This is a genomic window from Sorangium sp. So ce726, assembly GCF_051521405.1.
Classification (GTDB): domain Bacteria; phylum Myxococcota_A; class Polyangia; order Polyangiales; family Polyangiaceae; genus Sorangium.
The window spans coordinates 11,561,921-11,588,907 of record NZ_CP150349.1 but is presented as its reverse complement, the minus strand read 5'-3'; the positions used below and the strand labels follow the sequence as shown (position 1 = coordinate 11,588,907).

Below are 26,987 nucleotides of genomic sequence, written 5' to 3'. Positions count from 1 at the left end.
GAATTTTGCGATCGTCCGGCGTTCGTAGGTGATCATCGACGCCGAACGCGGCGTGCTGCATCGCCTTCGCGCGCTCCAAAGCTCTGGACGAGGGGCAGGAAGAGCTCGTCCACGATGGACTGGATGCGTGCGGGCTTCAGCGGCTTGAGATCCATGAGCAGGTCGTGCCGCACGAGGTCGTACGGCAGGGCGAGCACGGCGGAGGGAATGCGCTCGAGGTTGATCTCACCGCGGTCGTGGGCGCGTTGGTAGGGGATGCGGGCACGCGGCTTCGGGGTGTCCATGACCTTGTCGCGCACCTGCGAGGGGGTCAGGCCGGTGCCGGCCAGCAACCCCGAGAAGGCGGCGGCTGCGGCGATGGCGAAGAAGCCGGCAAGGGCGTCGCTCAGGGCCGTCAGGTGGGCGAGCAGGTCGCTGCGCAGGGCGCCGGTGTCGGGGACCGCGACCGGGTTGGCGTCCCGGCGGTGCTGGATGGCGGCGAACACCAGCTCGTCCTTGTTCGCCCAGCGACGGTACAGGACCGCGATCCCCGTGCGAGCGCGCGCGGCGACCGATTCCATGGTCAGGTTCGCGAAGCCGACCTCGACCAGCTCGTCCCAGGTCGCGTCGAGCAGATCGGCCTCGAGCTGCGCGCCGCGCCGCCTGCTGCGCACTCGCGTTCGTGTTCCTGTCGCCATGGATCTGACCGTTTAGAGAGATTTTCATTTCTTATCAACATCGCGGGTGATAAGAGATGGATCACTCTCTTGAACCGGAGGCCGACGATGGCGGATCCCGAGGCGTGCGCAGTGCTGATCGTCGGCGCCGGCCCGACCGGGCTGACGCTGGCTTGCGAGCTCGCCCGCAGCGGCGTGCCCTTCCGCCTGATCGAGGCCGCCCCAGGCCCGCGGCCCGGCTCTCGCGGCAAGGGCATCCAGCCGCGCACGCTCGAGGTCTTCGACGATCTCGGCATCGTCGATCGCGTGATCGCCCACGGCCGGATGGCGATGCCGATCCTCTCCACGGCTCCCGACGGCCGGGTGACGCTGGGCGGCGCCATCCCTGAGGCGTTGAAGGGTCGCTCCGACATCCCCTATCCGGCGAGCCTGATCACGCCCCAATGGCGCACCGAGGAAGCGCTGCGGCTGCGGCTTGTGGAGCTCGGCGGCGCGGTCGAATTCGGTGCTGTGCTCGCGAGCTTCGAGCAGTCCGACGGAGGCGTGTCGGCGGTGGTTGTCAAAGGCGGTGAGACGGAGACGCTCGCCGCGCGCTGGCTGGTCGGCTGCGACGGCGGCCACAGCATCGTCCGCAAGCAGGCCGGCATCGCGTTCGAGGGGGAGACCCGCGAGGAAGTGCGGATGATCGTCGCCGACGCCCACGTCGACGGCCTCGACCGCGACGCCTGGCGCATCTGGTGGCATGAGGAGGGCGTCTTCGGCCTCTGCCCGCTGCCCTCGACCGACGTCTTCCAGGTTCACGCCGTCGTCGCGCCGGGACAGGACCCCGAGCTCAGCCTCGCGAACATGCGGGCGATCCTCGAGCGGCGGAGCGGCCGCACCGACCTCCGGCTCCACGAGCCGACGTGGTCGTCGCTGTGGCGCGCGAACGTCCGCCTGGTCGACAGATATCGCGAGGGTCACGTGTTCCTCGCCGGCGACGCGGCGCACATCCACTCGCCCGCCGGCGGCCAGGGAATGAACACAGGCATCCAGGATGCGCACAACCTCGGCTGGAAGCTGGCGGCGGTCGCGAACGGCGCCTCGCCGGCATTGCTCGACAGCTACGAGGCCGAGCGGCGACCGATCGCAGGCGGCGTGCTCGCGCTCTCGAACACGCGCCTCCAGCAGGTGCTCGAGCGGAAGGACGTCGCCCTCCGCCGCGATGCGAGCGTCACCCAGCTCGACATCCACTACCGCGGCTCTTCCCTGGCGCGCGACGACCGCGAGGAGGCTGCCCTGCTCCGCGCCGGCGACCGCGCCCCCGATGCGACGAAGCTGGCCACGGTGGAAGGTGAACGCCGGCTGTTCGAGCTGACGCGCGGCGGGCGCTTCACGTTGCTGAGCTTCGGGCCCGCGCCTGCGATCGGCGCCTCAGCCTCCGACCTGAGGACGCTCCGTGTCGTCGGACAGCCGGCGGGCCCCGGCGACGTCGCCGACACCGCGGGCCATCTCGCCCGCGCCTATGGCGCGACGGAGCGCACCCTCGTTCTCATCCGCCCCGACGGCTACGTCGCGCTGATCTCCGACGCCGGCGACGCCTCGGCCGTCTCGGACCATCTCGCCGCGTTCCGCTGAGCGTCGCGACGGCGGGTCTGCGACGGGCGCGACAGAGAAGCGCAAACCCGATGTGAGCGAAGTGCGTTCTGGCAGCGGCGAGGGCCATGAGGGCGTTTGGTGCCAGCCGACCGTTGCTTCGACGATGCGAAGCGTGGTCACGGGACGACCAGTACTGGAGCGCCCTTGCGGACCACGTAAGATATGACGAACTTGAGCGGCTTCGTGGCGCTCGTGTTCTTGAACATCACGTGGGGCACGTTCGGCAAGTCCCGAAAGCTCTGCCCTTCGCGGACCTCGATGGTCTTGCCGCCCTCGAAGGTGGATTCGAAGCTGCCGTTCACCACGTACCCGACGCCAGCCGCCGGGTGGTGGTGCGGCGGCGCCGCGACGCCGGGCGCATACTCGATGAGGTACATCCGCGTCTCCCACCCGGGAAGCTCCTGCAAGTCCGACTGATCGAGCAGCGTGCGCGAGATTCCCTGGGCAGTTTTCGGTTCCTGGGCGCGCTCCGCGCTTCCTGCGGAGCCTGGCGCGGTCGTCGCCGGAGCTCGTGCATTCGGGGGCGTTTCCACCGCAGGCGAGGCAAGTTGGTTGGCGTTGGCCGCCGGCACTGGAGCCGCGCCGCCCTCGGTTTCCTGCGTTCGAACGCTCGGCGTCGCCTCCGGCCCGTTCAGCGGGAGCTTCGAGTCAGCGGACACAGGCGCGGGGGACGGCTGCGTCGCACAAGCGCTCACCAGAAGAAGCAACAACGTCGCACCGCCGAACAACGTCGAGGAAAACTTGCAATCGAGCACGCTCTTTTCCATGGCACTCCTCTTCCAAGTCGAACCGTCCGGGGCGAGCTCAGACCTGCGTGGCGATTGCGGCAACGGCCGCCGCCGAGCGCCTCTTCATCGCACACTTCCTGACGGGGCCCTCACGCGTCTCCGCATCAGGAGAGGTTCTTGGAACGCCTCCTACAGAACTACATTTGTAGTTCATGGCTTGCCGCTTGTCAACGGTCCAAAGCAGGGGGACATGGGTTGAAATCTCTCGCCGGATCCCTGGCCGGACCTCAGGCGGGCGAAACTAGCTCTCTTCACCGGTAAGGCCCTGCCGCCGGCGCTCCCGGCAGCCGGCAGGAGCCGCTCGCGCAGGACGGGTGGCCGAACCAGCCCGCGAGCCACTTCCTGTTGCCCGACAGCGCGTGGAAGAAGCGCTCCGCCATCTTCGAGAGCGTGTCGCCGCTCAGCCGGTACGACCACTCGCGATACCCCTCGAGCGCCCAGAGCGCCACGATGAAGGCCGCGGGGCCAGCCCAGACCTCGCCGCGATCGCTGATCACGACGAGCTCCTCGCCGAGCCAGGGAACGGCCCCGTACCGCTCCGCCGCCTCGGGGGAGCGGGCGGGCAGGAACTCCATCTCGACAAGCGCCGTCTGGTGCTCCATCCAGTGGCGGCACCGCGCGCACAGCGCGCATTCGGCGTCATAGAGCACGGTGATTCGCTCGATCATGGCCCGCTCTCCTCGCAGCGCGGAGGCCAGGGCGCCTGGCCGCGCCGCCAGCGCGAGGCGCCACGGCGCCTCACGCCCGCGTCTGCGCTCGTCACGCCGAGACCTCCGCGACGGCCCGCCGGCGCTGTCGCTGCGCGGACATCTCCTCTTCCGCGCGCTCCGTGCGCGGATCGATGCGCATCTGCGGCGCGACCGGGGGAGGCAGGACCGCGAGCTTCGCGCGGCGGCGGATGCGGTGGAACACGAGGAGGTTCGTGAAGTGCATCAGCGCGAGCGAGAGCAGGAGCAGGCCCAGCTTCGACGACAGCACCTCGACCGCCTCCGTCATCGTCGCCGAGCCTTCCGCCTTCAGGATCAGCGACGCATACCCCAGGTTCACCAGGTAGAACCCCACGACGAGCAGGCGGTTCACCGCCTCGGCCATCCTCGGGTTGTCGGCGAACACCTCCTCCAGGAACACCGATCCATTCTTGAACAGCGTGCGGGCGATCCAGATCGTCAGTCCGACGCTGATGACCGCATAGGCCCCGTACACCGCGATGAGATAGCTTTCGACCGCTTCTGCCATGGTTCGTCTCCTCGACAGCCCTCTCAGCAGCGCCCGTGCCAGCCGCGGGATCCGCGCTGATCGACCGGATCGAGGCGCGGCGGCGGGCCGCGGTGCCCAGGCCATGGGCAGGCCGCTGTCCACGCCGTGGACACCTCGCGCCCCCGGGGCCTCTGGCGCTATCGTCGGGGCTTCCTACCCCGCCGAGGCCGTGTGAGACCCCTGGTCGCTCTCGCGTACTACCCGCTCTGGGCCGCTGCCGTGACCGTCGCGGTCACCGCGCTGCGGCTCGGGCGCAACGTGGGCCGCGGCCTCGTCGCGCTCTGCTTCTTCCTCGCCTTCTGGGTGACAGGGCTCATCCTGCTCGAGACCGACGGCACGCTCGTTCTCGCCGAGCACGTCATTCCGAGCGGGATCATCGTCGCCGCGGGCCTCGCCCACGCCTACGCCGACGTCGCCGGCGCCTCGCGCCGCCCCGTCGTCCTGGCCTACGCCGTGAGCGCCGCGGTCGCGCTGCTCGGGGCCGTCGACCCGCGCCTCCTCTACGGTCCTGGCGCCCGCTCGCCTGGACCGCTGTTCTTCCCGCTCTCGGTCGTCATGGGCGTCGCCTGGGTCGTGGTCGGCGTTCGCCTCGGGCGCGCGGCGCTCGCGGCCCGGGGGCTCCAGCGGCAGCGCATCGCCGCGCTCTTCTTCGGCAGCGTGCTCGCCACGCTCGGGGGCGGCTTCGTCGTGGTGCTGCGTGTGCTCCGGCTCGGCGACGTGCTCCTCGGCGCGCCGCTCCTGCTCCTCGCCATCCTGCTCGTGGCCTACGCCGTGCTCATCGGCGAGCTGGGCCGCTCCCGCCGCGTCTTCGCGCAGGGGCTCGCCTACGCCGGCCTGACAGCGCTCCTCTCGACGCTCGGGCTCGTTGTCTTCTTCAAGGTCCTGCCCGTGATCGCGCCAGGCGGCGGCGCGTCGCTCGGCTGGCTCGCCTTCGTCGTCTTCCTCGCCGCGCTCCCGTCCGATCCGCTGCGCATGCTCGTCGTGGAGCACCTCGGGCGCCGGCTGTTCTCGAGGCCCATCGGCGTCCGCGACCTCGCCGACGAGATCGAGCGCGTCGAGGTGCGCGCCGACCAGGCCGAGCGGCTCGCCGAGCTCGGCCGCCTCGCGAGCGCGGTCGCGCACGAGATCCGCAATCCGCTCGGGGTCATCGCCGCGCAGGCGAAGCTGCTCGAGCGGCAGGGCGCCAGGCCCGAGACCGTGGCGTCGCTGCGCGCCCAGGTCGACCGGGCGAGGCGCTTCCTCGACGATCTGCTCCGCTACAGCCGCCCGAGGCCGCTCGAGGTGAGCGAGGTCGACGTGCTCTCCACGCTGCGGCTCGCGGCGAGCCAGGTCCGGCAGATCGTCGGCGAGGGCGCGCCGCCCATCGAGGTGGCGCCCGAGTCAGGCGGCTCGATCTTCGTCGAGGCCGACCGCGGGGCGTTCCTCGACGTCGCCACGGCGCTGCTGCAGAACGCGGCCATCGCGCTCGACGGGAGCCCCGAGGGGCGGATCCGGGCGGTGGTCACGCGCGGCGAGGGCGGCTTCGTGGTCGTGCGCGTGGAGGACAACGGCCCGGGGGTGCCGGCCGAGATCGAGGCGATGCTGTTCCAGCCGTTCGTGACGGGTCGGGGGCGAGACGCAAAGCACCCGGGCACGGGCCTCGGCCTGGCCGTCGCGGCGCGCTGGCTGGAGCGGCACGGGGGAGCGCTGCGCTACGAGCGCGGCCCGGGGGGCGGCGCGCGCTTCGAGGCGCGGTGGCCCGAGAGGGCGGCGGAGGCGGCGGGGTGAGGTGACGCCGGCGCTAGGGCGATCCGATACCGAGGAACGGGTTGAACGAATAGCTCCTGGAGAAGCCCGCAGGCACGCCGAAGTAGTGCGCGACGAGCTTGGCAGGATCGGTCGCGATCTCCCCGCGGGCGATGGGCCCGTCATCGCCGTCGTCCCAGCCCCACGGCGCGTTGGCGGCGTTCGTCGGGCAGTAAAAGGACAGGCCTGAGCCGCAGCCGCCGCCGCGGTCGCCGAGGAAAGCGCCGCTCGAGGTGAACAGCGTCGCGAGGTTGCGGCGGGGCCAGATGCCGTCGGGCCCGTACGTGTCGATCAGCCGGTAACGCACGTCCGGGTCCGAGGCCGACGAGGGCTCCTCGGCCTGGGTGAGCGACGGATAGTACTTCACCCCGTCGCCTACGATATCGTAGCTCGGCCAGGCCTTGAGCCCATGCCCCTTCGCCTCCTGCGCCGTGATCGGGTGGCTCTGCCCCCCGAACGAGGCGAGCGACAGCTTGCCGTCGATGGACTCGTTGCCCCCGACGAGGGGGCTCCCGTCGGGCACGAACGAGTAGAAGTCGGTGTGGGCGACGGTCACGGCGCCTAGGAGGCGGCCGTGCTCGGTGCCGTCGCGCTCGACGATGACGAGCACCCCTTCGGAGTCGTTCTCGTGCTCGGTGTCAAAGGGCGAGTCCATCCAGTCGCGCGGGTGGAAGAAGGTGTACACGATGAACCAGTGTGTGCCGGTCTCGACGACGGCGTGGTAAGCGTGCGCCGGGAGGGCTCGCCCGCCGGCGTTCTCCCAGTTGTTGGTGGCCGACCAGTCCCCGTCGAAGTCGACGCGGGAGATGTAATCGGCGCGGCCGCCGAGCGCGTGCGAGCCGGTCACGTCCACGTCCTGGTAATGGATCGGCGCCCAGCGCAGCGCGAGCGCGGCGCGCCCATCGGCCGAGGTGACAGTGAGCGCGTCGCTGGCCTCCGCGACAGCCTCCTCGGCGACGTCGAGTGAGCAAGCAGAGAGCGCGAGACACGAAGCAGCCACGGCGGCGCCGCGGCGATTCAAGGACATCATGGGAAGACCGCCTTTCCTCCCCACGACTAGATGAACGGCGGAAGAGCTCGCGTGAATTCGTGGCGACGTTGTCGAGGAGCATCAGTTACGAGACGAGATAGTCCAACGCCTCTGCCAAGGAGATGAGATGCCGTCTCCGGCGGCGGCGTCACATCACGCCGAGGCGTGCTCCGCCGCGAGCGGCGCCAGCGTGCGACCGTACGCTTCGGAAACGTCAACCCCCAAACGCAGGACCTGCCCCGACTGACAGAACATTCTTCTCTGCAATCTCGCACTCTTCCTCACCCTGAAAGCTCCCCTGGAAAAGCGGTGCTATATCAACAATTTGTCGATGCATCGAAGGAGTCGCTTTCACGCCACAGCTTGCGGGGCGCACAGCGACGTACCTCAGGCGTCCCGCTCCAGAGGTCGGCACCCACAGAGTCGAGATGGCAGCTATGATGTTGCCCCGCCACGGAGCCTGGGCGCTGTGGGGCAGCTGAACGGAAGGGAAACGACGTGAGAAGCAGGGATGTCATCAGCTGGTCCGTCGCGCAGGGCGCGGTGGCGTTGATCCTCGCCGGCTGTGGCACGAGCGAAGGCGACGGTCTTGGCAGGGCACACCTGGCCGTCGGACAAGAGCTCGCCTCGGAGGCGGAGCCCAACGGGACGGCGTTGCAGGCGAACGCCATCTCCAGCGACACGGTCGTGCGCGCCAACCTCGTTCCAGACGGCGACATGGATCTCTTCTCGTTCCAGGCGCCTGCCGGGAGCCGTGTCTACGCGGCCGTGATGACCGCGTCTTCTACCGCATCGCAGGACGCCGACCTCGACATCCTCGATCAGGATGGCACGACAGTGCTGGAGACCGACGTCTTCAACGGGTCGTTCGGGGGCCTGTCGCCGAGCATCGCGGGCACGCACCTCGCGACCGCGGGAACGTACTACGCGCGCGTGCGCGTGCCCTCCGCGACCGTCCAGGTGCGCCCCTACGACCTCCACCTCAAGGTGCAGAGCGGCGCGCCCACGGCGGAGATCGAGCCGAACGACACGACACCGCAGGCGCTCCCCGCGACCGGCTGGATCGCTGGCACGCACACCAACGCGAGCGATGTCGACAGCTACTCGCTCTCCCTCAACGCCGGCGACACCCTCTTCGCGAGCCTCGATCAGGACCCGACGCGCGACCTCACGCAGTTCGCCGCCGCGCTCGCGATCGGTCCCTTCGGGTCCGGGTTCGACATCCAGGTGGACAACCAATCCGGGCCTGTCGAAACACCGTACTCGGACGCCATCTTCGCGACGGTGAAAGCCGCGGGCACCTACAGGGTGACCGTGACGGGCTCGGTGACGGCGGGTGATTACGGGCTCAGCGTGAGCGTCCATCCGGCGGCGCCGAGCGTGGGGTGCACCACGTACGACAGCGCGAACGTGCCCAGGGACATCGTCTTCGGCGCGCCCACGACGTCGTTCATCGACGTTCCGGGCGCGCCCCGTATCGGTGACCTGAACGTGAGCGTCCGGCTCAGCCATCCCATGCCCCCCGACGTGGACGTGTACCTCGTCTCGCCGGCCGGCAACACCAACGGTCTCTTCACCGATATCGGCAGCAGGACCTACCCGAACCTCGATATCACGATCGACGACGAGGCTGCGTTCCCGGCCGGACACTTCACCCTGCTGAACGGCATGATGGTGCAGCCGGAGCTCGACTACCGCTTGCACTGGTTCGATGGGGAGAACGGTGGAGGCCGGTGGACGCTCACGCTCCGGGACGACACGGACAACTCGAACAACCTCGGCGCGTTGTCCGCGTGGAGCCTCACGATCTGCGACGCGCCGATCCCCGCGCTCTCGTGCTCGAGCGGCGACGACCCGTCCACCCGGCTGTCGGCGGACTTCGAGGGCGGCGCGCAGGGCTTCACGCACGCCGGCACAGCCGACGCGTGGGCGCTCGGCGCACCGAGCGCCGCGCCGATCGCGACGTGCAACGGCGGGACGCAATGCTGGAAGACGAACCTGTCGGGCGTGTACAACGCGAGCTCAAATCAGGATCTCGTCTCCCCTCCGATCGACCTGTCCGGGGTGGAGGGGCCCATCCAGCTCCGCTGGGCGATGAAGTACCAGCTCGACAACGCGTCCTCGGATCACGGGTGGGTGGAGATCCGCGAGGTCGGGGGGGCGAACGCCAGGCGCCTCTGGGAGTTCCTCGATGCATCGATGACCACGACCGTCGGTAGCTCCAACCTGGTGCTCCAGGAGAGCGCGGGATGGGGCACGCATTACGCCGACATCAGCGGATACGCCGGAAAGCGAGTCGAGGTGGTGTTCCACCTCGACAGCGACGCGAGCGTCCAGCTTGCCGGTCTCGCGATCGACGACGTGTCGGTCCTGGGCTGCCCGCGCAGCAGCACGGGCGAAGGCGGCGATACCGGCGGCGGAAGCACCACGGGCGAAGGCGGCGCGACGGGCAGCGGCGCTGGCGGCGCGGGGACCGGCGGCGCCACGGCGACCAGCGGCGCCGTCACGAGCGGCGGAAGCACCACGGGTGAAGGCGGCGCGACCGGCAGCGGCGCCGGCGGCGCAGGGACCGGCGGCGCTACCGCGACCAGCGGCGCCGTCACGAGCGGCGGAAGCACCACGGGTGAAGGCGGCGCGACGGGCAGCGGCGCCGGCGGCGCGGGGACCGGCGGCGCCACGGCGGCCAGCGGCGCCGGCACGAGCGGGGGCAGCACCACGGGCGAAGGCGGCGCGACAGGCAGCGGTGCTGGCGGCGCGGGAACCGGCACCGCCACGGCGGGCAGCGGCGCGGGCGCCAGCCCGAACGGCGACCCGTCCGCCAGCAGCGACGAGACGGGCGGCTGCGGGTGCCGCTTTGTGGGCGGTGACGAGCCCACGTGGCCATGGCCTGCGGCGCTCGCGCTCATCGCGCTGGGCACGATGCGTCGCAAGCGGTTACGCTCGCGAAGCTCCTGAGGAGATCCCGTCCAGATGACCCCTGAAACCGTCGATATCCTCGATCCAGACCTCTACCTCGCGGGTGCGCCGCACGATCGCTTCGAGATCCTCCGCCGGGAGGCGCCCGTCCACTGGCACCCCGAGCCGGCGGGCAGGGGGTTCTGGGCGATCACGCGGCACGCCGACGTCGCCCGCATCTCGCGCGATCCGGCCGCGTTCTGCTCGGGGCGCGGCCTCTTCATCGAGGATCTCCCGCCGGGGGACATGCGCGACAACCCCGATGTCATGATCATGATGGATCCGCCCCGGCACGCCCGCTTCCGGGCGCTGGTCAGCAAGGGGTTCACGCCCCGTGTCATCCAGCGCCTCGAAAGCCACGTGCGGGAGCTCGTGACGAGGCTCATCGACGACGCCTGCGAGCGCGGCGGGTGCGACTTCGCCAGCGACATCGCGGGCAAGCTGCCTCTCTCCGTGATCCTCGAGGTGCTCGGCGTCCCCCGCGAGGATCAGGAGCAGATGCTCGACTGGACGACGCGGTTCTTCGGGGCCAGCGATCCTGCCTATGGCGTCACGCCCGAGGAGCTGAACGCCGTGCTCCACAACATGAACGCCTATGCGCACCAGCTCGCCGAGCAGCGGCGGAAGGAGCCCAAGGACGACATGCTGAGCTTGCTCATGGCCGCCGAGGTGGACGGCGAGAAGCTCTCCTACACGGAGTTCGGCGGCTTCTTCAACCTGCTGCTCACGGCCGGCCACGACACCACGAAGAACCTCATCTCCAACGGGATGCTCGCGCTCCTCGACCACCCCGACCAGCGCCGGCGTCTGCTCGAGGATCCCTCGCTCCTCCCGACCGCCATCGAGGAGATGCTGCGCTTCACGCCGCCGGTCTATTACTTTCGGCGCTCTGCGGTGCGGGACACCGAGCTCCACGGGCAGCGGATCGTCGCCGGGGACAAGGTGGTGCTGTGGTACGTCTCGGCCAACCGCGATGAGGCGGTCTTCAGCGATCCGCATAAGTTCGATGTCGGCCGGACGCCCAACGAGCACCTCTCCTTCGGCATTGGCCCCCACGTGTGCCTGGGCCTCGTGCTCGCGCGCCTGGAGGCGCGGGTCGCCTTCGAGGAGCTCCTGCGCAGGCTCCCCGATCTCGAGCTCGCCGGGCCGGCCGTGCGGCTCCGCTCGAACTGGGTGAGCGGTGTGAAATCGATGCCGGTCCGGTGCGCGCGCCCTGCCGGATAGCTCGTCCCAGGGCGTGCCCCGTCTCCAGCGGCTTCTTCGGATTGCCCGTGGAGGCGATCGCCCAACCGACGTTGGCTTGGAGCCGCGCCCGCACGAGCGAGGTCATGTGCGCCGATTGACCGGCGCAGTCACTTGTAGATGAACCCGAGCTTGTCGATGCGCGCGCCGGAGCGGCCGTGGATACCGGTGATCTCGTCCGATTGCGCGACCGTGCACTGCGCTCCGGAGGGCATGCTGCCGCCTTCGATCACCTGGCCTTGATTGGTCTCGAGCCGGATGTAATGCACTTCGTCCTGGGAGCTCCCCGTGCAAGCCTTCGCGTAGGTGAGCCGCTCGCCCGCGCGCATGTTCATCTCTTTGAGGCTGCCGCCGTCGCCGCCGTACGTCACCTCCTCGCCGGTCTTGTAGCGGAGCGAGATCATGTCGACGCGGGCACCGGTCCGCACCGCGACGTGCGCGATCCTCTTCGGGTTCGCGAAATTCTCGAGGTCGAACGCGCCGCCGCCGTTGCCACCGACGGCGGACGTATAGAGGACGTTCTTGCTCTGCCAGCTCCCTTCCACGGCGCTGTCGTTGTAGGCGACCCAGACGGTGCTCTGCCCGGCTGCGGCCTTGGCGCTCTTCAGCGCCTCGTTCTCGGCCCACGTGCGCGGGACGCCGTAGACGTACTGGCCGCCGCTCTCGTTCCAGCAGATGTCGTCGCCGCCGTACCAGTGGCCCTTCGCCGACGTGATGTACCACGCGCCGGCGTTGTTGCGGCAGGCGAAGGCGTAGGTGCTGGTCAGGCACTTGTCGTCATTGAGCTTGCCCGAGCCCCACGACGTGGCGCAGTCTTCGTCGCCGCTGTCATTGGGCTCGTTCGTGTCCCACAGATACACATCCGGGGTCCACTTCCCCTCCGCGGCGATGTCGTTCGAGGAGATCCACACCGAGGCGGAGCCTCCTTTGAGCGCCTGGAGCTTCTGGTTCTCCGTCGCGTTGACCGGCGTCGCGAACGTGAAGGTGCCGCCGAACTCGCTGTAGCAGGCGGCGGCCCCCTGAGCCCAGGGCCCGTAGCTCGCGGTGATCTTCCAGTTCCTGCCGTCGTCGCGGCAGGCGTACCGGTACGAAGAGGAGCAGGTCGCGTCGTTCCAGCGGCCGTTTGCCTTCATGACGGCGCAATCCTCGTTCCCGCCGGCGTCGTTGGGCTCGCTCGCGTCCCAGCTCCAGACGCCGGCCGCCAGACGATCCGTGTCGTACTCCACCATGTAGTCCAGGTTGACGACGTTGACGCCCGCGAGAAGGTAATCCCTGATGTCGTCCGGGTAGAGGTACGAGCCCTCGCCGGAGATCCCGGAACCGGCCGTCAGATCCTCGAATTTGCGGCCGATCCCGCCCATGCCCGTGAAGACGTACGCGTTGTAGCCGCCGAGCCCCGTGCTGCAGTCACGCGACCTGTTGTCCCAGACGACGACCTTCTTGCCGCCGGCCAGGACCTGGGCCTTGGTCAGCGTCGCGGGGATCTCGCCGCATTGCTGCGGCTTGTAGATCCAGTTGCCGATGTACTCGTCGAGCTCGTCGTACACGACGTCGGCGCGGCCGTCGTAGTAGGCCTCGAGATAGAGGAGGATGACCTGATCCCTGGAGTCGTCGCTCTTGAGCCAATCCCTGATCTCTTGCAGGCCGGTCCTCAGGTAGTTGTCGTAGAAGCTGCAGCCCGCGTGGTCGGACTCGCCGTGGCAGAGGAGCATGCGGTAGGGGTATTGAAACACCCCCTCGTACTTGGGGTACCAGTGCACGTCGAGCTCGATGAAGCGCGCGCCGAGCCGGAGCTGGTCCTTGATGGACAGGGCCTGATTCGGGTCGGCATACCCGTAGTCGGCCGAGTTGAAGCTGTTGTGCGTGCCCATCATGGTGTTGTCGGCGAGGGGCGTCGCATGATCGATCTGGCGCTGGTACTTCCAGGCGCGCCCGATCCATCCGCCATTGTAATCGTCGATCCCGTCGGCGCGGGCGGTGGTCGCGGCGGACGTCACGCCGAGGGTCATCAGGACAGCGGCGATCATGGAGCTCGTTCTCATGGTGAAACCTCGCAGTGGATGGCGTGCGCTCCGCGCGCCGTGATCGGCGCGAAGCGCGAAGGGCTGCATTCATTCGAGATGAGGGCCGAGCCTCGCGCCTCTCGGCGCGCTCGCCTCATCGACTCGTCAATGAATAAGCCCTCTCCCGACCGCTGGCCATGAGCAGGGGTTGCTACCCGTCGAGCGGATTTTGGTCACCCCCGACCGCCGCGCTAGGCCTGCCGGAGCGCCTCCAGGAGCTTGACGACCTCCTCGAACGCCGATCGGATCTTCGGCGACTCGAAGCTCGAGGGGCGGGCCAGCGCCCAGGCGTAGATCTTGCTCTGCACCTGGTCCTCCAGCACAGGCACCAGCCCGCCTTCGAGCGACGCCACGGGGACGGCCACCTCGGGCAGGAACGCGATGCCGCACCCGCGCGCGGCGCACTGCTGCAGCAGGAAGGGATCGGTCATCCTCAGCGAGGGCGCGATCGGGAGCCTCGTCCCGTCGGCGAGGGGGAGCGTGTCTCCGGGGTCTCCGGGGCGCTCCCACAGGAGCAGGCGGTGCGCGGCGAGATCGTCGACCTGCGACGGCGTGCCGTGCTGCTCGAGGTACGCCGGGCTGGCGACGAGCCGCTCCCGCAGCGTGAGCAGCTTGCGGGCCACCCAGGGCCCGTCGGGCGGCTTCGCTCCGAAGCAGATGGCCGCGTGCACCTCACCCGAGAACGCGAGCGCCGGATCGTCCACGGAATGGATGCGCCACGTCACCTTCGGGGTGTGATTGAGCGCGAGGTGAAAGAACGCGCTCGCGATCTCGGGCAGCATCCCCTGCGGGATGGCGATCCGCAGCTCGCCGCTCGGCTCCGCCCCCGCCTGGCGGACCGACTCCGCCAGCGACTGCACGTCGTGGAGCAGCCCGCGCGCCTTGTCCACCAGCACGGCCCCCGCGCCGGTCGGGACGGCGCCCTGGTGGCTGCGATCGAGCAGCTTCACGCCCATCCGCGCCTCGAGCTCGTCGAAGCGCCGCCGGAGGGTGGCGAGCGGGAAGCGCAGCGCCTTGGCCGCTGCCGCGAAGGAGCCTCGGTCGACAATGGCCACGAACACACGCAGCTCATCCAGATCCACGGGTCATGCCTCTCGTCCTGGCGCTGGGGCCTTCGGCGCCGTCTGGGCCCGCGTTCGCCACGCGGGACAGCTCTGGAATGCTTCCAACATGCAGCGCGGGAGACCCGTATCGGACCGCTTCTCAGCGTACACGAGGAGCACACCGACGTGCTCCTGGATGAACCTGTCTGGATCCGCGCCCTGGCGGCGCGGTACGGTCACCCGTGACCGAGACCGTCCTGCTCATCGACGACGATCCGGGGTTTCGCGACGCCTACCGCGAGCTGCTCGCGCTGGAGGGCTACGCCGTCGCCGAGGCCGGCGCCGCCCCGAAGGCGCTCTCTGAGCTCCGCCGCACGAGCGCGCGCCTCGTCGTGCTCGACCTGATGCTCCCGCCGTCGGGCCGCCCTGAGGAGGGCGCAGCGCTCGCGGACAAGCTCCTCGCCGAGCGGCCCGCGGCCAAGGTGATCGTCGTCTCGGGCGCGGGCGAGACCCCGCTCGCGCTGCGCCTCGTCGAGCGCGGCGCGTACGACTTCCTGGCCAAGCCCGTCGACCCCGACGTGCTGCTCTCCGTGGTCGCTCGCGCGGCCGCGCGCCTCGCGCTGGAAGACCGGGTCGCAGAGCTCGAGCGCTCGCTCGCCGCCCGCGAGGGCGACGCCTCGGCGATGCTCGGCCAGTCGCCGGCCTTCCTCGAGGCGAGGACGCTGTGCGAGCGCGCGGCGCCGACCGACGTGCCGGTGCTCATCACCGGCGAATCGGGCACGGGCAAGGAGGTGTTCGCCCGCTACCTGCACGCAAGGAGCCGCCGGAAGGACAAGGCCTTCATCGCGGTCAACTGCGGCGCGCTCGCGCCGACCCTCCTGGAATCGACGCTGTTCGGCCACCGGAAAGGCGCCTTCACGAGCGCGATCAAGGACGCTCCCGGCCTGTTCGTCGAGGCGGACGGAGGGACCTTGTTCCTCGACGAGCTCGGCGACATGGAGCCGGCGCTGCAAGTGAAGCTCTTGCGCGTGCTCGAGACGGGCGAGATCCTGCCGGTGGGCGCCGCGCGGCCGCTGACCGTGGACGTCCGTGTCGTTTCGGCCACCCACAGAGCGCTCGAGTCGATGGTGGCGGACAGGACCTTTCGCGACGACCTCTACTGGCGCGTTCGCGGGATCGAGATCGCCTTGCCGCGGCTCGCGGACCGCGTGGGCGATCTGCCGCTCCTCGCGCAGCACTTCCTGAACCTGTCGCGGGCCCTCGTGCCGCGCTCGCCGGTGACCGCGATCTCGCCCGGGGCGATGCGCCGGCTCGAGGCCTGCGAGTGGCCCGGCAATCTGCGAGAGCTCCGGCACGAGATGCAGCGCGCGCTCGTGATGGCCGGGGGCAGGGGAGAGATCCTCGAGGAGGACCTCTCTCCGGCGCGGCGAGGCAGCGCGCCCGCGGCACCAGCAGGCGACGAGCCGGCCGAGGGGGCGACGCTGGAAGAGAAGATTGCCGCGCTGGAGCGGCGCGAGATCGCCGCCGCGCTCCGGGCGACCCAGGGCAACAGGAGCCAGGCAGCGGCGCGGCTCGGGCTGTCGCGCCAGGGGCTGCTCAACAAGATGGATCGTCATGGACTGAAGTGATCTCGGTCGCTCGTGCGCTGGTGAAGGAAGAGTTTGACCAAACGAGAATGACGCGGGATCTCATGGGCTGAAGTGATCTCGGTCACTCATGTGTTGGTGAAGGAAAAATTCAATCGATCCAGAACGACACGGGATCAGAAAGCACCCACAAAAACATGAGCCGCGCCGAGCGCAGGCCGGCACTGAAGAAGCCGAGAGCGCGGCTCCTCATGAGCTGCAGCTGGGGCGGGTGGATCGAGACCATGGTCCCGCCGGAACGGGGTCGCCTGTGCGCCCTGATCCGGCGCGATGCCCGCCGCCTGACACGCGCGATGTCGCCCGCTCCTCGCGAGGAGCGCCCATCGCACGACGCGCAACTTCAGGAGGAATCATGACGCTAGGCAGGTTGGTGTTCGTGGGGTGTCTGTCGCTGGTTGGCTCCGCCCTCGTCGCCTGTGGGAACAGCGACGCGGATCGCCTGGGCGAGGGGAGAGGCAACGTGGTCGGCACTCCGCCCGCGTCCGAGTGGGACGGCTGTACGCTTACCCAGGGCTACTGGAAGAACCACGTGGCGAGCTGGCCGCTATGGGAGCTCAACATCGGAGGAGTCGAGTACTCCCACGCGGAGCTGCTGGAGCTCTTTCAGACGCCGCCTCGGGGCGACACCAGCCTGATCCTGGCCCACCAGCTGATCGCCGCGCTGCTGAACGTGGGCAGCGGCGCGAACGACGCCGCCCTGGGCGGGGCGCTCGCGGACGCCCAGGCGTGGATGACGGACAACAAGGACGCCGATGGCCGGCTCCCGTACGGCGTCAAGCAAGGCAGCGCGGCCGGGGATGCCGTCGCGCTGGCGGATGTGCTCGCTGACTTCAACGAGGGCGGCATCGGCCCTGGCCATTGCGACGGCGGCCCGAGCAGCGGCTCCGGCGACCCCGGAGACAGCAGCAGTTCCGGCGATCCGGGCTGCAGCGACGACGGCTGGAACGATTGCCCCGACGACGGGAGCACGGGCGAGAGCGATGGCGGCGGCGGCTCCGACCCCGGCAGCTCCGACCCCGGCGGCGGCGGCTCCGACCCCGGCGGCGGCGAAGGCGGGTCGGCTCCGACGTGCGCGGATCCTTGCAGCGACGGGTGCGCCGATGGCTACATCTGCCTCGCCGGGTGTTGCGCGTTCATCGCCAACTGACCCGACGAACGAGCCCCTGTGCGTCGAACGCCCAATGTGAGCGTTCACGTCACAGGTTCGGGGCAAACGCCACGCGGACCGTGACCGCGGCGGTGATACGGAGTTTGCCGGGCTCGACGGGGAAGCCGTCCGCGCCTCCGAACCCACCCTTCATCTGCTGCGCATAGATATCGCGCTCCGGTTGAACGACCGAGATCGACTGCAGCTCGACGATCCTGATGTTCGCCGCCTTGGCCACCGCCTTGGCGTTCGCCTGCGCGTCCTGCACGGCGGCCGCGAGGGCCGCGCGGCGCGCCTCGGTGGGGTTGCTCAGGAAGAACTCGAGCCCGCCGACGTCATTGGCGCCCGAGGTCAGCGCGGCCTGGAGGATCTTCGAGCCTGCGGCCTGTAGCTCGGCCGGCGACACGCCCCGCAGCGCGACGGCGAGCTGGCTGGAAGCCGAATAACCGATGATCCTGGGTTCGGTGATCTCCTCGCGCGCCAGGCTCGACTCCTGGATCGGCGAGAGCGAGATATTGACCGTGCGGATCTCCAGCCCTGGGATAGCGAGGCCGCGCAGGGCGGCGAGCACTGCCTGCGACCTGCTCGCGGCCTTGTCGCGCGCGGCCCCGAGCGTCTTTTCGCGGGCCTCGACGCCGATGCTCGTGCGCATCGAATCCGCAGGCCTCGTGACCTCGCCGGCGCCGCCGATCGTGATCGTCCGGTTCTCGGCGTTCTCCGCCGTGGCCTCGGGTTCCTCGGCTGCGAGGCCATCCGTTGCGAGGCGCCCGGCAACAGGGCTCCCGGCCAGCGCGGTCGACGAAATGCACGTCATGACCCCGAGCGCGAGCCCTGCGATGAGGCTTCGCGTGAGGGTCGGCATCATGGGACGCATCGCGATTCTCCTCCTTCGAGCGGATCGGCTGCCCCCGGCAGCCGAAATCGCTGTCAGCGCACCGAATCTAGGGCCGAGGAGGCTCGACCGCGAGGGGCGGGCTCGAGGGTCCTTCGCTTCTGTAAAGTACGGCCTCTGCCCGCGAGGCGCCCGCATGCCCAGCTGCGGGCCTGCCCCGGGTTGACAGGACATCCTTCTCTGCCCGGCTCGCGCCTCACGCGCCCAGCTCGAAGAGCTGCATCGCCACCAGCGCGACGCAGTCGGGCTCGCGCGAATCCGACACGATCTGCCGGAGCTCGTGAAAATAACGCACGTGCAAGGCCCGCAGCCGCGCGAGATCACCGCGCGCGACGCTGACGAGGTTGTAGGAGTACAGCCCCGGATCGCCGCGGCGCTGCCGGCCCGCTGCGACGTCGAGCCAGTGCGCTTTCAATCGTTGTCGCGGCTCGGCGGCCCCGCGGGTCATGTCGACCGTCTCGGCCGTGACGGCGTACCGCCCTCCGCGCCATCGGATCAGGCCTGCCCGCGACAGGGCCTCGAGGCACGCGCGCACCTCGTCGTGCGGGAGCGCGAGGCGAGCGGCGACCCAGGCGTCGTCATGGCAGGGGAGGGCCGCGTAGCTCGCGAGCTCGAGGACGCGCAGGACCGCGTGAGACCAGGGGAGCTCCGTCGCTACCCGCCGGCGCTCCTCGAGCACACCGAAGTCGCGCGCCACCGAGGGCAGCTGCCCCGGATGGACGAAGAGGGCGAGGAAGTCGAGGAGCCGGTCGGTGGTCGCGTCGACGAGGGCCAGCACGTCGGGCAGCCGCGGCTGGGAGGTGCCCGCGATGAAGCGCGACACCTGGGACGCGCTGCGCCCGATCCGGGAGCCGATCTCGGCGTTGCTCAGCCCTCCCTTGACGACCTGAAGGAGCGTGGCCGTGAGGGCCGGGTCGGAGACGGCGACGCCCGCGCCGAAGGCGGACTCCTGGCGCACGAAGTCCGAGAGCACACGATGGACCTCAACGCCGTTGTAGGCCGCGACGCGCAGCACCGTGGGGAGCGTGGGAAAGCGCCGCCCGGACTCCCAGCCGAAGGCGACGTTCGTCCCGTAGCCAAGGCGGACGCTCAGCTGCCGCTGCGAGCGCCGGCCGCGGAGCGCCCGGCAGAAATCTCTCGCGATTTCATCATATTGCGACGTGTTGTATCGCATTTATGCATCGATACTAGCACATCGGAGCGATAGATAATGCGTAACTGCGCTACGCGACGCTTGCGAGGGCTCCTGCGCTGCGGCAAGTGGATGCTGATGGAGGCTTCGATGAACGTACGGCTTGCTTGCTGGCTCCTGGCGGGGCTGCTCATGGGGTGCGCGGGCGGGGGACAGACGGGGGAGGTCGCCGCCGACCCCTGCGACTTCCTCCCGCAGACAACGGGTCAGGCCGTGGAGCACGCCCTCTCCGACCCGACGCCGCTCGGTGTGAGCGGCCAGCAGGCCATCGACGCGACCGGGGGGACCGGAAGCTTCGACGTGACATGGGCCAACGGGACGGCGAGCGCCGTGAGCTGGTCTCTCGCCGCCGACACCGAGAGCTCACCGGTCGTGGCGTACATCGACCGCAGCAGCGCGTGTGCCGACGCCTATCTGCAGATCCTCGTGCTCGGGCATCTATCGAGCAGCGACGGCATGCTCCACCACGAGCAGCGCGGGGCGCTCTATCGGGGCGACGACGGGGCGGCGCAGCTTCGCCTGTCCTTCTCCTTCGACGAGAACCCGTTCCCGGACGTGTACGCCGGCCGCGGATCGGGGGACAGCTGCGCCGGGTGCGGCGGCGCATTCGAGCTCTCCGTCGAATCGCGCTGGGCGGCGGGCGAGTCGACCCCTCGGGGCCATGTGGACCTGATCGAGAACGGGACGCTGCTCGGCGAGGTCGGCGCCTTTTGAGGGCGCGCCGGTCAGGGCAAAGCGGTGGTGATCACCTCCTTGATGGTCGCGGTGCTCTGGCCCGGGCGGTCGACGCAGGACGGGTAGTACTGGCCGGCCCCGTTGAGGCTCTGGCAGACCCCGCTGCATGGTCCGACCATGCGGATCACCCCGCACCCCACGATCTGGCCGTCGGACATCAGGTGGCCCGCGGCGCAGTCGCGCTGGTAGGCGCGCGAGTTGGCGACCGTTGCGCTGTTGTAGCAGGCGTTGATGTAGGGTTGCGCCGCGAACAGGTTGCCCCAGAAGGCCCCCTCGATGTCCGGATAATCGATGAGCTCCTGGCTGGAGGAGAGCGTCTTCAACGGATCCCGCAGCGAGCGGGCGGAGATGAGGACCGGTACTCGATAGTAGTTCACGCGCGCCGCCACGCAGCTGGAGACCATGCGCTGCCCGAGCTCGTCGAGCGGCCCGCTCGCCCAGGTGGGCGCGACGCCGAGCAGCCCGGGGTAGCGCTCGTTGTGGACGACGCCGCTGGAGTCCGTCCACGAGAAGGCGAAGGACGCCGTGCTGGTCAGGGCGCAGCTCGTCGCATAACGCATGAACTCGCGCGCCAGCGCGCCGCTCGTCCCTGGATCCCGGATCGCGGTGAGGTTTTGCGCGCTGAGACCGTTGAGGTTCAGGGCGTTGAGGTTCAAGGCGTTGAGGTTCAAGGCGTTGAGGTTCAAGGCATTGAGGTTCAGGGCGTTCGCGCTGAGCGCGTTGCCGCTCAGAAGGGCCCCCTGGGATTCCCCCACAGGCTCATCCCACGCACCGATGTCCACCACCTCGGCGGCGCAGCCCGACAGCACACCAGCCCAGCCAAGCACGATGAATGTCTGCTTGAGAGACATGGGTTCCCCCCCATTTCTGGCGTATAACCCGACGGCTCCCTGCGCGCGGGCGCGGGCTAACCAACCATCGCCCATAGGTTCACTATGGGTTCAATATTTTACCTTTTCCTGCATTGTCACGCCCGTGAAAGATGAGTCAGCGGCGATGAGGATGGGTGTCCGGGGCGTCCGATTCGGTCAGCGTCGTCAGCTCCGCGTGCCAGCGACGGAGGCGACTGACCATGACGGTCGGCGTGGTGGAGGCGGCCGCGAGGGCGCGCTCGATCTGCGCCCGGGCATCGACGTGCCGGCCGCGACGGAAGGCGGCGAGGGCCCGCGCTTCGAGCACCTCGATCCGCTCCTGCCCTACCGAGCAGCGCGCGGAGCGCTCCTCGAGCGCCGCCCACGCGGCGCGGTCGTCGTCGCGGGTCGCGAGCTCGATCATCGAGCAGAGCACGTCCTCCGAGGGCTTCAGCGCGTCACCGCCGGCTTCCTCTTGCGCCGCTCGGAGCCCCAGGGCGATCCCGCGAGCGCCCGCCTCGTCGCCCTGGTAGAGGCGCAGGCGCGCGGTCAGGAGCGCCACGGCGATCGGCGCGTGGTGCTCGCCGCAGCGCGGCCCTATCGCCTGGACGGCGCGCGCGTGGGGCGCCGCGGCCTCGAGATCGTCCATCAGGTACAGGTACTCGGCGAGGTTGAAGCGGCCGATGAGCTCGAACGCTGGCTGGCCGAGCTCGTGTCCAAGCGCGATGGTGCGCTCGCAATCGGCGATCATCCCGGCGCGGTCGCCCCGGAGGGCCCGCACGAGCCCGCGGTTGTTCAGCGCTGCGCCGAGGTGCATGAGATCGCTGCGCTCCTCGCAGCTGAGGATCACCGCGTCGAGGTCCCGCGCCGCTTCGTCGACCCGGCCGAGGCTGGCCAGGATGAAGCCGAGCATCAGCCGGGCGATGATGTGCGTCTCGTGGCCCTCGTCCCCGAGCCGCGCCGCTTGCGCCGCGGCGCGCGAGAGCACCATGGCGGCCTCGTCCTCGCGGTCGACGCGGTGGAGCGAGCGGCCCAGGCCGAGGAGCAGGCGGGCGCCGAGCAGGGGTGAGGCCACCCAGTCGGCCAGGCGCTCGGCGGCCGCGACCCGACAGCTCGCCGCCCGGTACTCGCCCGTCCAGTCGAGGATCATGGCCTCATCGAGGAGGAGCTCGATCTCCGCCGCTGGCTCCGACACCTCGGCCGCCTCGTCGCGCGCCGCGGCGAGATCGGCGAGGGCCTCGGCGTGACGCCCGAGCCGGAAGCGAGCGAGGCCCCGCGCGTGGCGCGCCGCGGGGAGCAGCGCGCCGAGCAGCGCCTCGGCGCGCCCATAACAGCCCTCGGCGTCGAGGTAGGCCCGGCGCGCGGCGGCGAGCTCGGCGCCTCGAATGAGCAGCGACGCCGCCTTGGCGGTCAGGCCGCCGCGCTCGCAGTGCGCCGCGAGCACCAGCGGATCGGCCTCGCCCGCGGCCTCGAGCCACTGGGCGGCGAGGCGGTGGCCGAGCGCTCGATCGTCCTCGGTGAGCTGCGCGTAAGCGCCCTCGCGCAGGAGCGCCTGGCGGAAGGAGTACTCCTCCTCGCCCGGGAAGCGGCCCTCGCGGCGGCGGACGCAGAGCTCCCCGGTGACGAGCGCGGCGAGGTGATCCGCGAGCAGAGCGGGGTCGCCGCCGAGCAGGTGCGCGACGGCGCCTCGCCAGAACACCTCGCCGAGCACGCTGGCGGCGCGCAGGATCCGGCGCGCAGGGGGCGGGAGCGCCTCCAGCCGGACCTGCACCATCGCGACCACCGTCTCGGGCAGCGCGTCGCCTCGGCCTTCCGCCGTCGCGCGGATCAGCTCCTCGAGGAAGAAGGGCTGGCCCTCGGACTGGGTGACCAGACGATCGACGAGCGCCCCGTCGGCCGCGTCGCCCAGCGCCTCGCGCGTGAGCTGCGCGCACGCCCTCGGCGAGAGCTGCCTGAGCCAGAGCTCCTGCCGTCCGCGATCGGCCCAGAGATCGGGGTAGGTCTGCTTGATCTCGGGGCGCGCCGTGGCGAGCACGACGAGCGGCTGGTCCGCGAGTTCGCGCAGGGCCGTGTCGATGGCCGCGACCGAGGCGCGATCGGCCCAGTGCACGTCCTCCAGCGCGAGCACCACCGGCTGGACCGCGCACTCGGCGCGCAGAAAATCGCGCAGCGCGCGCTGCATCTGCTCGCCGAGCAGCTCGGGATCCTGCCGGGCGGCGCGGAGCGGGAGGCTGTCCTCGTCGGGAAAGGGGACCCCGGCGAGCTCGCCGAGGAACACCTCGATCCGGCGCCGCTCCTCCTCGGGCACGCGGCGGGCGACGCGGGCCCGGAGGAGCGCGCGCCGGTCCTCGATGGGCTCGCCGCCCGTGATCCCCGCCGCGCTCCGGATCACCTCCGCGAGCAGGCCGCCGATGGAGCCCGCGCGCAGCGGAGCTCCGAGCCCTGCCCAGATCTCCACGGGCGTACCGGCGCGCCGGAGGGCCGCGAGGTGCTCCTGGAGCAGGCGGGACTTGCCCATGCCCGCGGCGCCGAGGACGAGCACCGCCCGGGCGGCGGGCTCGCCGGCGCAGGCGGCGAAGGTCTGCTCCAGCAGGCGGAGCTCGTGATCGCGGCCGACGCAGGGCGTGGGCCTGCCGAGGAGCGGGCGCCACGGCTCGGCGGCGCTGCGCTCGCCGCGCAGCTCGACGGCGCCGGACGCGGTGATCGCGGCCTCGAAGCGGGCCTCGAGCAGCCCGGCGGTGGTCCTGTCGAGGAGGATCTGCGGCGCGTCTGTGCCGCCCGCGCTCCGGAGCAGCCCCGCCGCGCGCTGGATGGCGTCGCCGACCGGCAGGCCGCGCCCGAGCTCGCCCCAGCCGACCGTGATCGCGATCGGGCGATCGGGGACGCGCTCCCGCAGCGCCAGCGCGCAGCGCGCGAGCTGCGCGGCGACGTCGGTGGGCACGTGCGGGCGGCCGACGATGAGCACCGCCGTCCCGTCGGCGAGCAGCTCCAGGCGCCCCTCGAAGCGGGCGGCGACCTCCCGGAGCGCGCCGGTGTCCGCGTCCGCCTCGCAGACCGAGAGGGTGGCGTCCAGCGCGGACGCTGGCGCGCGGCCGATCACCGCGACGCCGTGGAAGCGGCGCTCGCTGTTGGTGAGGGCGGAGCTCGTCGGTGCCGGGATCGATCCGCCGTGGACCTCCTGCGCCGCGAGCGCGGCGTGGGCCGCGGCCCCGTCGCGCGGGCGCCGCGCCGGATTCTTCTCGAGCATCTGCGAGAGCAGCGCGTCGAGCCACAGGGGTGCGCCGACGCAGCGCTCGGACAGGTGCGGCGGATCGTCGAAGATGATCCTGGCGAGGAGGGCGACCAGGTGATCTGCCTGGAATGGCGGCGCGCCGGTGACGCACTGGAAGAGCACGCAGCCGAGCGAGAAGATGTCGGCGGGCGCGCCGACCTCATCGCCGCTGCGCGCCTGCTCCGGGGCCATGTAGTCGGGCGTGCCGACCAGCACCCCGGCGCCGGTGATCGGCGCCATGTCCAGGAGACGGGCGACCCCGAAATCGAGGAGCTTGGGCTCCTCGATCCGGCCGCGGACGAGGAAGATGTTGGCCGGCTTGAGATCGCGGTGGACGATCCCCCGCGCGTGGGCGGCGCCCAGGGCCGCGGCGACGCGCGCCCCGAGCTCGACTGTCTCGGCGACCGTGAGCCGCCGGCGCGAGAGGAGCCGGGAGAGGTCCTCTCCCTCCAGCCATTCCATGACCAGGAAGGGCGTGCTCTCGCGCGCGGCGCTGTAGGCGACGTACCGGACGATTCCGGGGTGTGCGAGACGGGCGAGGAGCTCCGCCTCCCGCGCGAAGCGCGCGAGGTGCTGCGGCGACGGATCGTGCAGCACCTTGGCGGCGACCCGCCTTCCGGTGGTGACGTCCCAGGCGCGGTAGACCGCGCCCATGCCTCCGCTCTCCGCGAGCGCTTCGACGCGGAAGCGCCCCCCCAAGAGCTCCCCCGAGCGCACCGCTCAAGGATAGACGGAGAATGCCGTTCGTCCAGCGATCCTCTGGATTCTGGCCGCGGATCGTGCGCGCGTGGCGCCCCGGACGCATCGATGGTTGACCCCGATTCCGACCCTGGCCGATGTCGCCACGGGCCCGCTGGGGAACCTCCGATGGGGAGATCGCCTCTTCTGAGCGGGAGTCCCTCCCGAGAGCTCGAGGAGGTGAGCGAGGTTACTTCTCGAGCGTCAACAGACCCAGCTTGTACGGCAACTTGCCGTAATCCCCCCCGACGTTCGGATCTCTGCCCTGGTAGAGGAACTGCATGTTGCACGCGTTGATGGTCATTCGCTCGTCCTCCCCGGAGCGGATCAGTTCGCCATGGCTGATGTCGTCGCTCCAGTCCCCGCCTTCGTACGTCACGTTGGAAGGGCCGGCGAAGGGCTTCTGCTTGGTGTCCGCCAGCGGAGCCCAGGGGCCGTCGAGGCTCTCGGACGTCCATGACCTGAAGAAGCGAGGGCTGTTGTCGAACGCCTCCACCAGGAGCAGGTACTTGTTCGTGCCATCCACCTTGTAGACGTTGCTGGCCTCGAACAGGAGCCCCGAGCTGGGAGCCGTCATGACGACCTCGTACCCATCGAAAGCCGGGAATTTATCGATGCTGACCTTGGAGCGGTAGAGCTTCCCGTCGTCCCGCGAGAAGAACAGATGACAGTTCTTGTCGTCGCAGATGTTCCAGAAGTCCAGCGCGCCAAGGACGCTCCCCATGGCGCCGGGCTCGCCTTTGAGCAGCGGTTGGGGCCGGCTCCAGCCGTTGGGGTTGTTGATGTCGTCGTTGGTCGAGTACCGGCCGTTCCACTGGTAGATGAGGTACCACTTGTTGTGCGGCCGGAAAAAGAAGACCTGGGGCGCGACCGTGCTGCCGGTGGGCCAGCTCGCCATGTGCTGTTGCGGAGCGGAGCTCGCCTGAGCGAAGTCGGTGAAGTTCAAGTACACGGAGCTCCACGAGCCGCTGCCCGACGTGGTGTCGAACACGGTGGCAAATACGTGGTACTTGCCGTCGTGGAACACGATCGTCGGGTCCTTGACGGAGGCGAAGGTGCGGCCAGAAGGCGGCTTGGGGCCGATCACCGGAGGCCCCGACTTCCACTTGAACGAGGTGGGCAGGTCGCAGGTCACGGGCGAGCCGCCCGCGCCTGCGCCACCACCGCCGTCCCCCGGAGCGCCGCCGCTCCCCCCGGCCCCGGCCGTCGGGTCGCCGCCCGTACCCGGTTCGCTTCCGCTGCTCGTGCTCGTGCTCGTGCCGGGGATCGATCCACCTGTGCCCCCTGCGCTTGTGCTCGCGCCTGTCGTGCTGCTGGCGCTCGTCGTCGGGTTCTCCGAGCCACCCGCGCCATCAGGGGGTGGCTGCTCGTCCGCCGTGTCGCTGCCGCAACCGGCGAGCGCGGCGAGCACACAACCGAGGACAGAGAAACGAAGGATGGAACGGGACGGAGTCAGGGGGCGGCGAGGCAAGTCGAAGGGAGTGATCATGCTGGTCTCCAGAGGGATGCCCGATCGGGCCGCGAGCTCCTCAGAGCCCGACCGTCAAGGTGAACGCGTACGAGGACGAAGGGCCGGTGCCACATGGCGGCCCACCCAGGGCAAAGCGGAAGGATACCCGGAGTCCGAATTGTGAGCGTTCACATGGCGGGAGTCAAACAAAAACCGGCGCACGGTCATCCTCGGGCTCAATGGGTGCGCAGCGGCGGCCGGCGGCGGCGTTCGTGTGAGCTGTCATACAAGAAAGAAGCATCAAGGGAACGTGGCTTTCGCAATGTCGACCCTGCTGGTCCCCGCCCAAGGAATCCCCTTATTGGGCAGCCCTTTTCAGCGGGGAAATTGAACCGGGGAGGCGGGGAGACAGGGAGTATTTGAAGATTTTCCTCCCTGTCTCCCCGCCTCCCTGTGAATTTTTTGAAAAATTTGAGGGGATGCCTCCAGGGGCCTCGCAGCTGCCGACCGTGGTCCCATGAGCCTGACGATTGGCACCTTTGGCATCGAAAGCTGGCAGGGCGGGGGAGGCGGCTCGATGCCTCCGAGGGCTGACGGGCTCGCTCCGG

The 26,987-nt window shown here is 70.1% G+C and carries 19 protein-coding genes; 7 read left to right on the top strand and 12 right to left on the bottom strand.

The annotated features are described in order from the left end of the window. Positions 1 to 32 precede the first annotated feature (32 nt). Entirely contained in the window at positions 33 to 677 is a 645-nt protein-coding gene (locus tag WME79_RS43230; RefSeq protein WP_437527547.1) for a TetR/AcrR family transcriptional regulator, read from the bottom strand. 87 nt (positions 678 to 764) lie between these two features. Here WME79_RS43230 and WME79_RS43225 point away from each other — a divergent pair, with 87 nt between their 5' ends. Continuing rightward, entirely contained in the window at positions 765 to 2,273 is a 1,509-nt protein-coding gene (locus WME79_RS43225; protein WP_437540050.1) for an FAD-dependent oxidoreductase, read from the top strand. Positions 2,274 to 2,410: 137 nt separating this feature from the next. Here the strand turns inward: WME79_RS43225 and WME79_RS43220 are convergent, their stop codons facing one another. The 3 genes from WME79_RS43220 to WME79_RS43210 form a co-directional block, all read right to left on the bottom strand. Continuing rightward, positions 2,411 to 2,701: a cupin domain-containing protein gene (locus WME79_RS43220; protein ID WP_437527545.1), complete on the bottom strand. Its 291-nt coding sequence runs from the start codon at positions 2,699 to 2,701 to the stop codon at positions 2,411 to 2,413. 632 nt (positions 2,702 to 3,333) lie between these two features. Continuing rightward, positions 3,334 to 3,750, bottom strand: a complete 417-nt coding sequence (locus WME79_RS43215) for a thiol-disulfide oxidoreductase DCC family protein (RefSeq protein ID WP_437527543.1) — start codon at positions 3,748 to 3,750, stop codon at positions 3,334 to 3,336. Between the two features lie 91 nt (positions 3,751 to 3,841). Further along, positions 3,842 to 4,318, bottom strand: a complete 477-nt coding sequence (locus WME79_RS43210) for a hypothetical protein (RefSeq protein WP_437527540.1) — start codon at positions 4,316 to 4,318, stop codon at positions 3,842 to 3,844. A 192-nt stretch (positions 4,319 to 4,510) separates the two neighbouring features. On the opposite strand from WME79_RS43210, the gene WME79_RS43205 reads away from it, so the two are divergent. Further along, positions 4,511 to 6,106 (top strand): sensor histidine kinase, encoded by a 1,596-nt coding sequence (locus tag WME79_RS43205; protein WP_437527537.1) that lies wholly within the window; start codon positions 4,511 to 4,513, stop codon positions 6,104 to 6,106. Positions 6,107 to 6,119: 13 nt separating this feature from the next. On the opposite strand, the gene WME79_RS43200 is transcribed toward WME79_RS43205, so the two are convergent. After that, the gene (locus WME79_RS43200; protein WP_437527534.1) at positions 6,120 to 7,154 is read right to left on the bottom strand and encodes a hypothetical protein; all 1,035 of its coding nucleotides are present in this window, start codon (positions 7,152 to 7,154) and stop codon (positions 6,120 to 6,122) included. A gap of 498 nt (positions 7,155 to 7,652) precedes the next feature. Here WME79_RS43200 and WME79_RS43195 point away from each other — a divergent pair, with 498 nt between their 5' ends. Together WME79_RS43195 and WME79_RS43190 are read left to right on the top strand one after the other, a co-directional pair. Next, a complete protein-coding gene (locus WME79_RS43195) occupies positions 7,653 to 10,109 on the top strand; it encodes a proprotein convertase P-domain-containing protein (RefSeq protein ID WP_437527531.1) in 2,457 nt (818 codons plus the stop codon). 15 nt (positions 10,110 to 10,124) lie between these two features. After that, entirely contained in the window at positions 10,125 to 11,333 is a 1,209-nt protein-coding gene (locus tag WME79_RS43190; RefSeq protein ID WP_437527528.1) for a cytochrome P450, read from the top strand. Between the two features lie 128 nt (positions 11,334 to 11,461). On the opposite strand, the gene WME79_RS43185 is transcribed toward WME79_RS43190, so the two are convergent. Then, positions 11,462 to 13,393, bottom strand: coding sequence for a jacalin-like lectin (locus tag WME79_RS43185; protein WP_437527526.1), 1,932 nt, complete (start codon positions 13,391 to 13,393; stop codon positions 11,462 to 11,464). 212 nt (positions 13,394 to 13,605) lie between these two features. Further along, the gene (locus WME79_RS43180; RefSeq protein ID WP_437527523.1) at positions 13,606 to 14,496 is read right to left on the bottom strand and encodes a LysR family transcriptional regulator; all 891 of its coding nucleotides are present in this window, start codon (positions 14,494 to 14,496) and stop codon (positions 13,606 to 13,608) included. 203 nt (positions 14,497 to 14,699) lie between these two features. Here WME79_RS43180 and WME79_RS43175 point away from each other — a divergent pair, with 203 nt between their 5' ends. Both WME79_RS43175 and WME79_RS43170 read left to right on the top strand, forming a co-directional pair. Beyond that, positions 14,700 to 16,085, top strand: a complete 1,386-nt coding sequence (locus WME79_RS43175; protein WP_437527520.1) for a sigma-54-dependent transcriptional regulator — start codon at positions 14,700 to 14,702, stop codon at positions 16,083 to 16,085. A gap of 370 nt (positions 16,086 to 16,455) precedes the next feature. Continuing rightward, positions 16,456 to 17,250, top strand: a complete 795-nt coding sequence (locus WME79_RS43170; protein ID WP_437527518.1) for a hypothetical protein — start codon at positions 16,456 to 16,458, stop codon at positions 17,248 to 17,250. 49 nt (positions 17,251 to 17,299) lie between these two features. Here WME79_RS43170 and WME79_RS43165 read toward each other — a convergent pair whose 3' ends face one another. Both WME79_RS43165 and WME79_RS43160 read right to left on the bottom strand, forming a co-directional pair. Continuing rightward, entirely contained in the window at positions 17,300 to 18,124 is an 825-nt protein-coding gene (locus WME79_RS43165) for an SIMPL domain-containing protein (RefSeq protein WP_437527515.1), read from the bottom strand. A 214-nt stretch (positions 18,125 to 18,338) separates the two neighbouring features. After that, positions 18,339 to 19,316: a DUF4423 domain-containing protein gene (locus WME79_RS43160; protein WP_437527512.1), complete on the bottom strand. Its 978-nt coding sequence runs from the start codon at positions 19,314 to 19,316 to the stop codon at positions 18,339 to 18,341. Between the two features lie 108 nt (positions 19,317 to 19,424). Between WME79_RS43160 and WME79_RS43155 the strand changes: the two genes are divergently transcribed. Then, positions 19,425 to 20,048, top strand: coding sequence for a hypothetical protein (locus WME79_RS43155; protein ID WP_437527509.1), 624 nt, complete (start codon positions 19,425 to 19,427; stop codon positions 20,046 to 20,048). Between the two features lie 11 nt (positions 20,049 to 20,059). Here WME79_RS43155 and WME79_RS43150 read toward each other — a convergent pair whose 3' ends face one another. The 3 genes from WME79_RS43150 to WME79_RS43140 all read right to left on the bottom strand — a co-directional run bounded on the left by WME79_RS43150 (position 20,060) and on the right by WME79_RS43140 (position 26,418). Then, on the bottom strand, positions 20,060 to 20,920 hold the full coding sequence (locus tag WME79_RS43150; RefSeq protein WP_437527507.1) for a hypothetical protein: 861 nt from the start codon (positions 20,918 to 20,920) through the stop codon (positions 20,060 to 20,062). Between the two features lie 136 nt (positions 20,921 to 21,056). Beyond that, positions 21,057 to 24,845 carry a protein kinase domain-containing protein gene (locus WME79_RS43145; protein ID WP_437527504.1) on the bottom strand — a complete coding sequence of 1,263 codons (3,789 nt, stop codon included), beginning with the start codon at positions 24,843 to 24,845 and terminating at the stop codon, positions 21,057 to 21,059. 274 nt (positions 24,846 to 25,119) lie between these two features. After that, positions 25,120 to 26,418 (bottom strand): non-reducing end alpha-L-arabinofuranosidase family hydrolase, encoded by a 1,299-nt coding sequence (locus WME79_RS43140; RefSeq protein ID WP_437527501.1) that lies wholly within the window; start codon positions 26,416 to 26,418, stop codon positions 25,120 to 25,122. Between the last annotated feature and the right edge of the window lie 569 nt (positions 26,419 to 26,987).

Coding starts and splice junctions, on each gene's coding strand:
- WME79_RS43230 (WP_437527547.1), bottom strand. CDS start 677: ATGGCGACAGGAACACGAACGCGAGTGCGCAGCAGGCGGCGCGGCGCG.
- WME79_RS43225 (WP_437540050.1), top strand. CDS start 765: ATGGCGGATCCCGAGGCGTGCGCAGTGCTGATCGTCGGCGCCGGCCCG.
- WME79_RS43215 (WP_437527543.1), bottom strand. CDS start 3,750: ATGATCGAGCGAATCACCGTGCTCTATGACGCCGAATGCGCGCTGTGC.
- WME79_RS43210 (WP_437527540.1), bottom strand. CDS start 4,318: ATGGCAGAAGCGGTCGAAAGCTATCTCATCGCGGTGTACGGGGCCTAT.
- WME79_RS43200 (WP_437527534.1), bottom strand. CDS start 7,154: ATGATGTCCTTGAATCGCCGCGGCGCCGCCGTGGCTGCTTCGTGTCTC.
- WME79_RS43190 (WP_437527528.1), top strand. CDS start 10,125: ATGACCCCTGAAACCGTCGATATCCTCGATCCAGACCTCTACCTCGCG.
- WME79_RS43185 (WP_437527526.1), bottom strand. CDS start 13,393: ATGAGAACGAGCTCCATGATCGCCGCTGTCCTGATGACCCTCGGCGTG.
- WME79_RS43170 (WP_437527518.1), top strand. CDS start 16,456: ATGACGCTAGGCAGGTTGGTGTTCGTGGGGTGTCTGTCGCTGGTTGGC.
- WME79_RS43165 (WP_437527515.1), bottom strand. CDS start 18,124: ATGCGTCCCATGATGCCGACCCTCACGCGAAGCCTCATCGCAGGGCTC.
- WME79_RS43160 (WP_437527512.1), bottom strand. CDS start 19,316: ATGCGATACAACACGTCGCAATATGATGAAATCGCGAGAGATTTCTGC.
- WME79_RS43155 (WP_437527509.1), top strand. CDS start 19,425: ATGAACGTACGGCTTGCTTGCTGGCTCCTGGCGGGGCTGCTCATGGGG.
- WME79_RS43150 (WP_437527507.1), bottom strand. CDS start 20,920: ATGTCTCTCAAGCAGACATTCATCGTGCTTGGCTGGGCTGGTGTGCTG.
- WME79_RS43145 (WP_437527504.1), bottom strand. CDS start 24,845: ATGGGCGCGGTCTACCGCGCCTGGGACGTCACCACCGGAAGGCGGGTC.
- WME79_RS43140 (WP_437527501.1), bottom strand. CDS start 26,418: ATGATCACTCCCTTCGACTTGCCTCGCCGCCCCCTGACTCCGTCCCGT.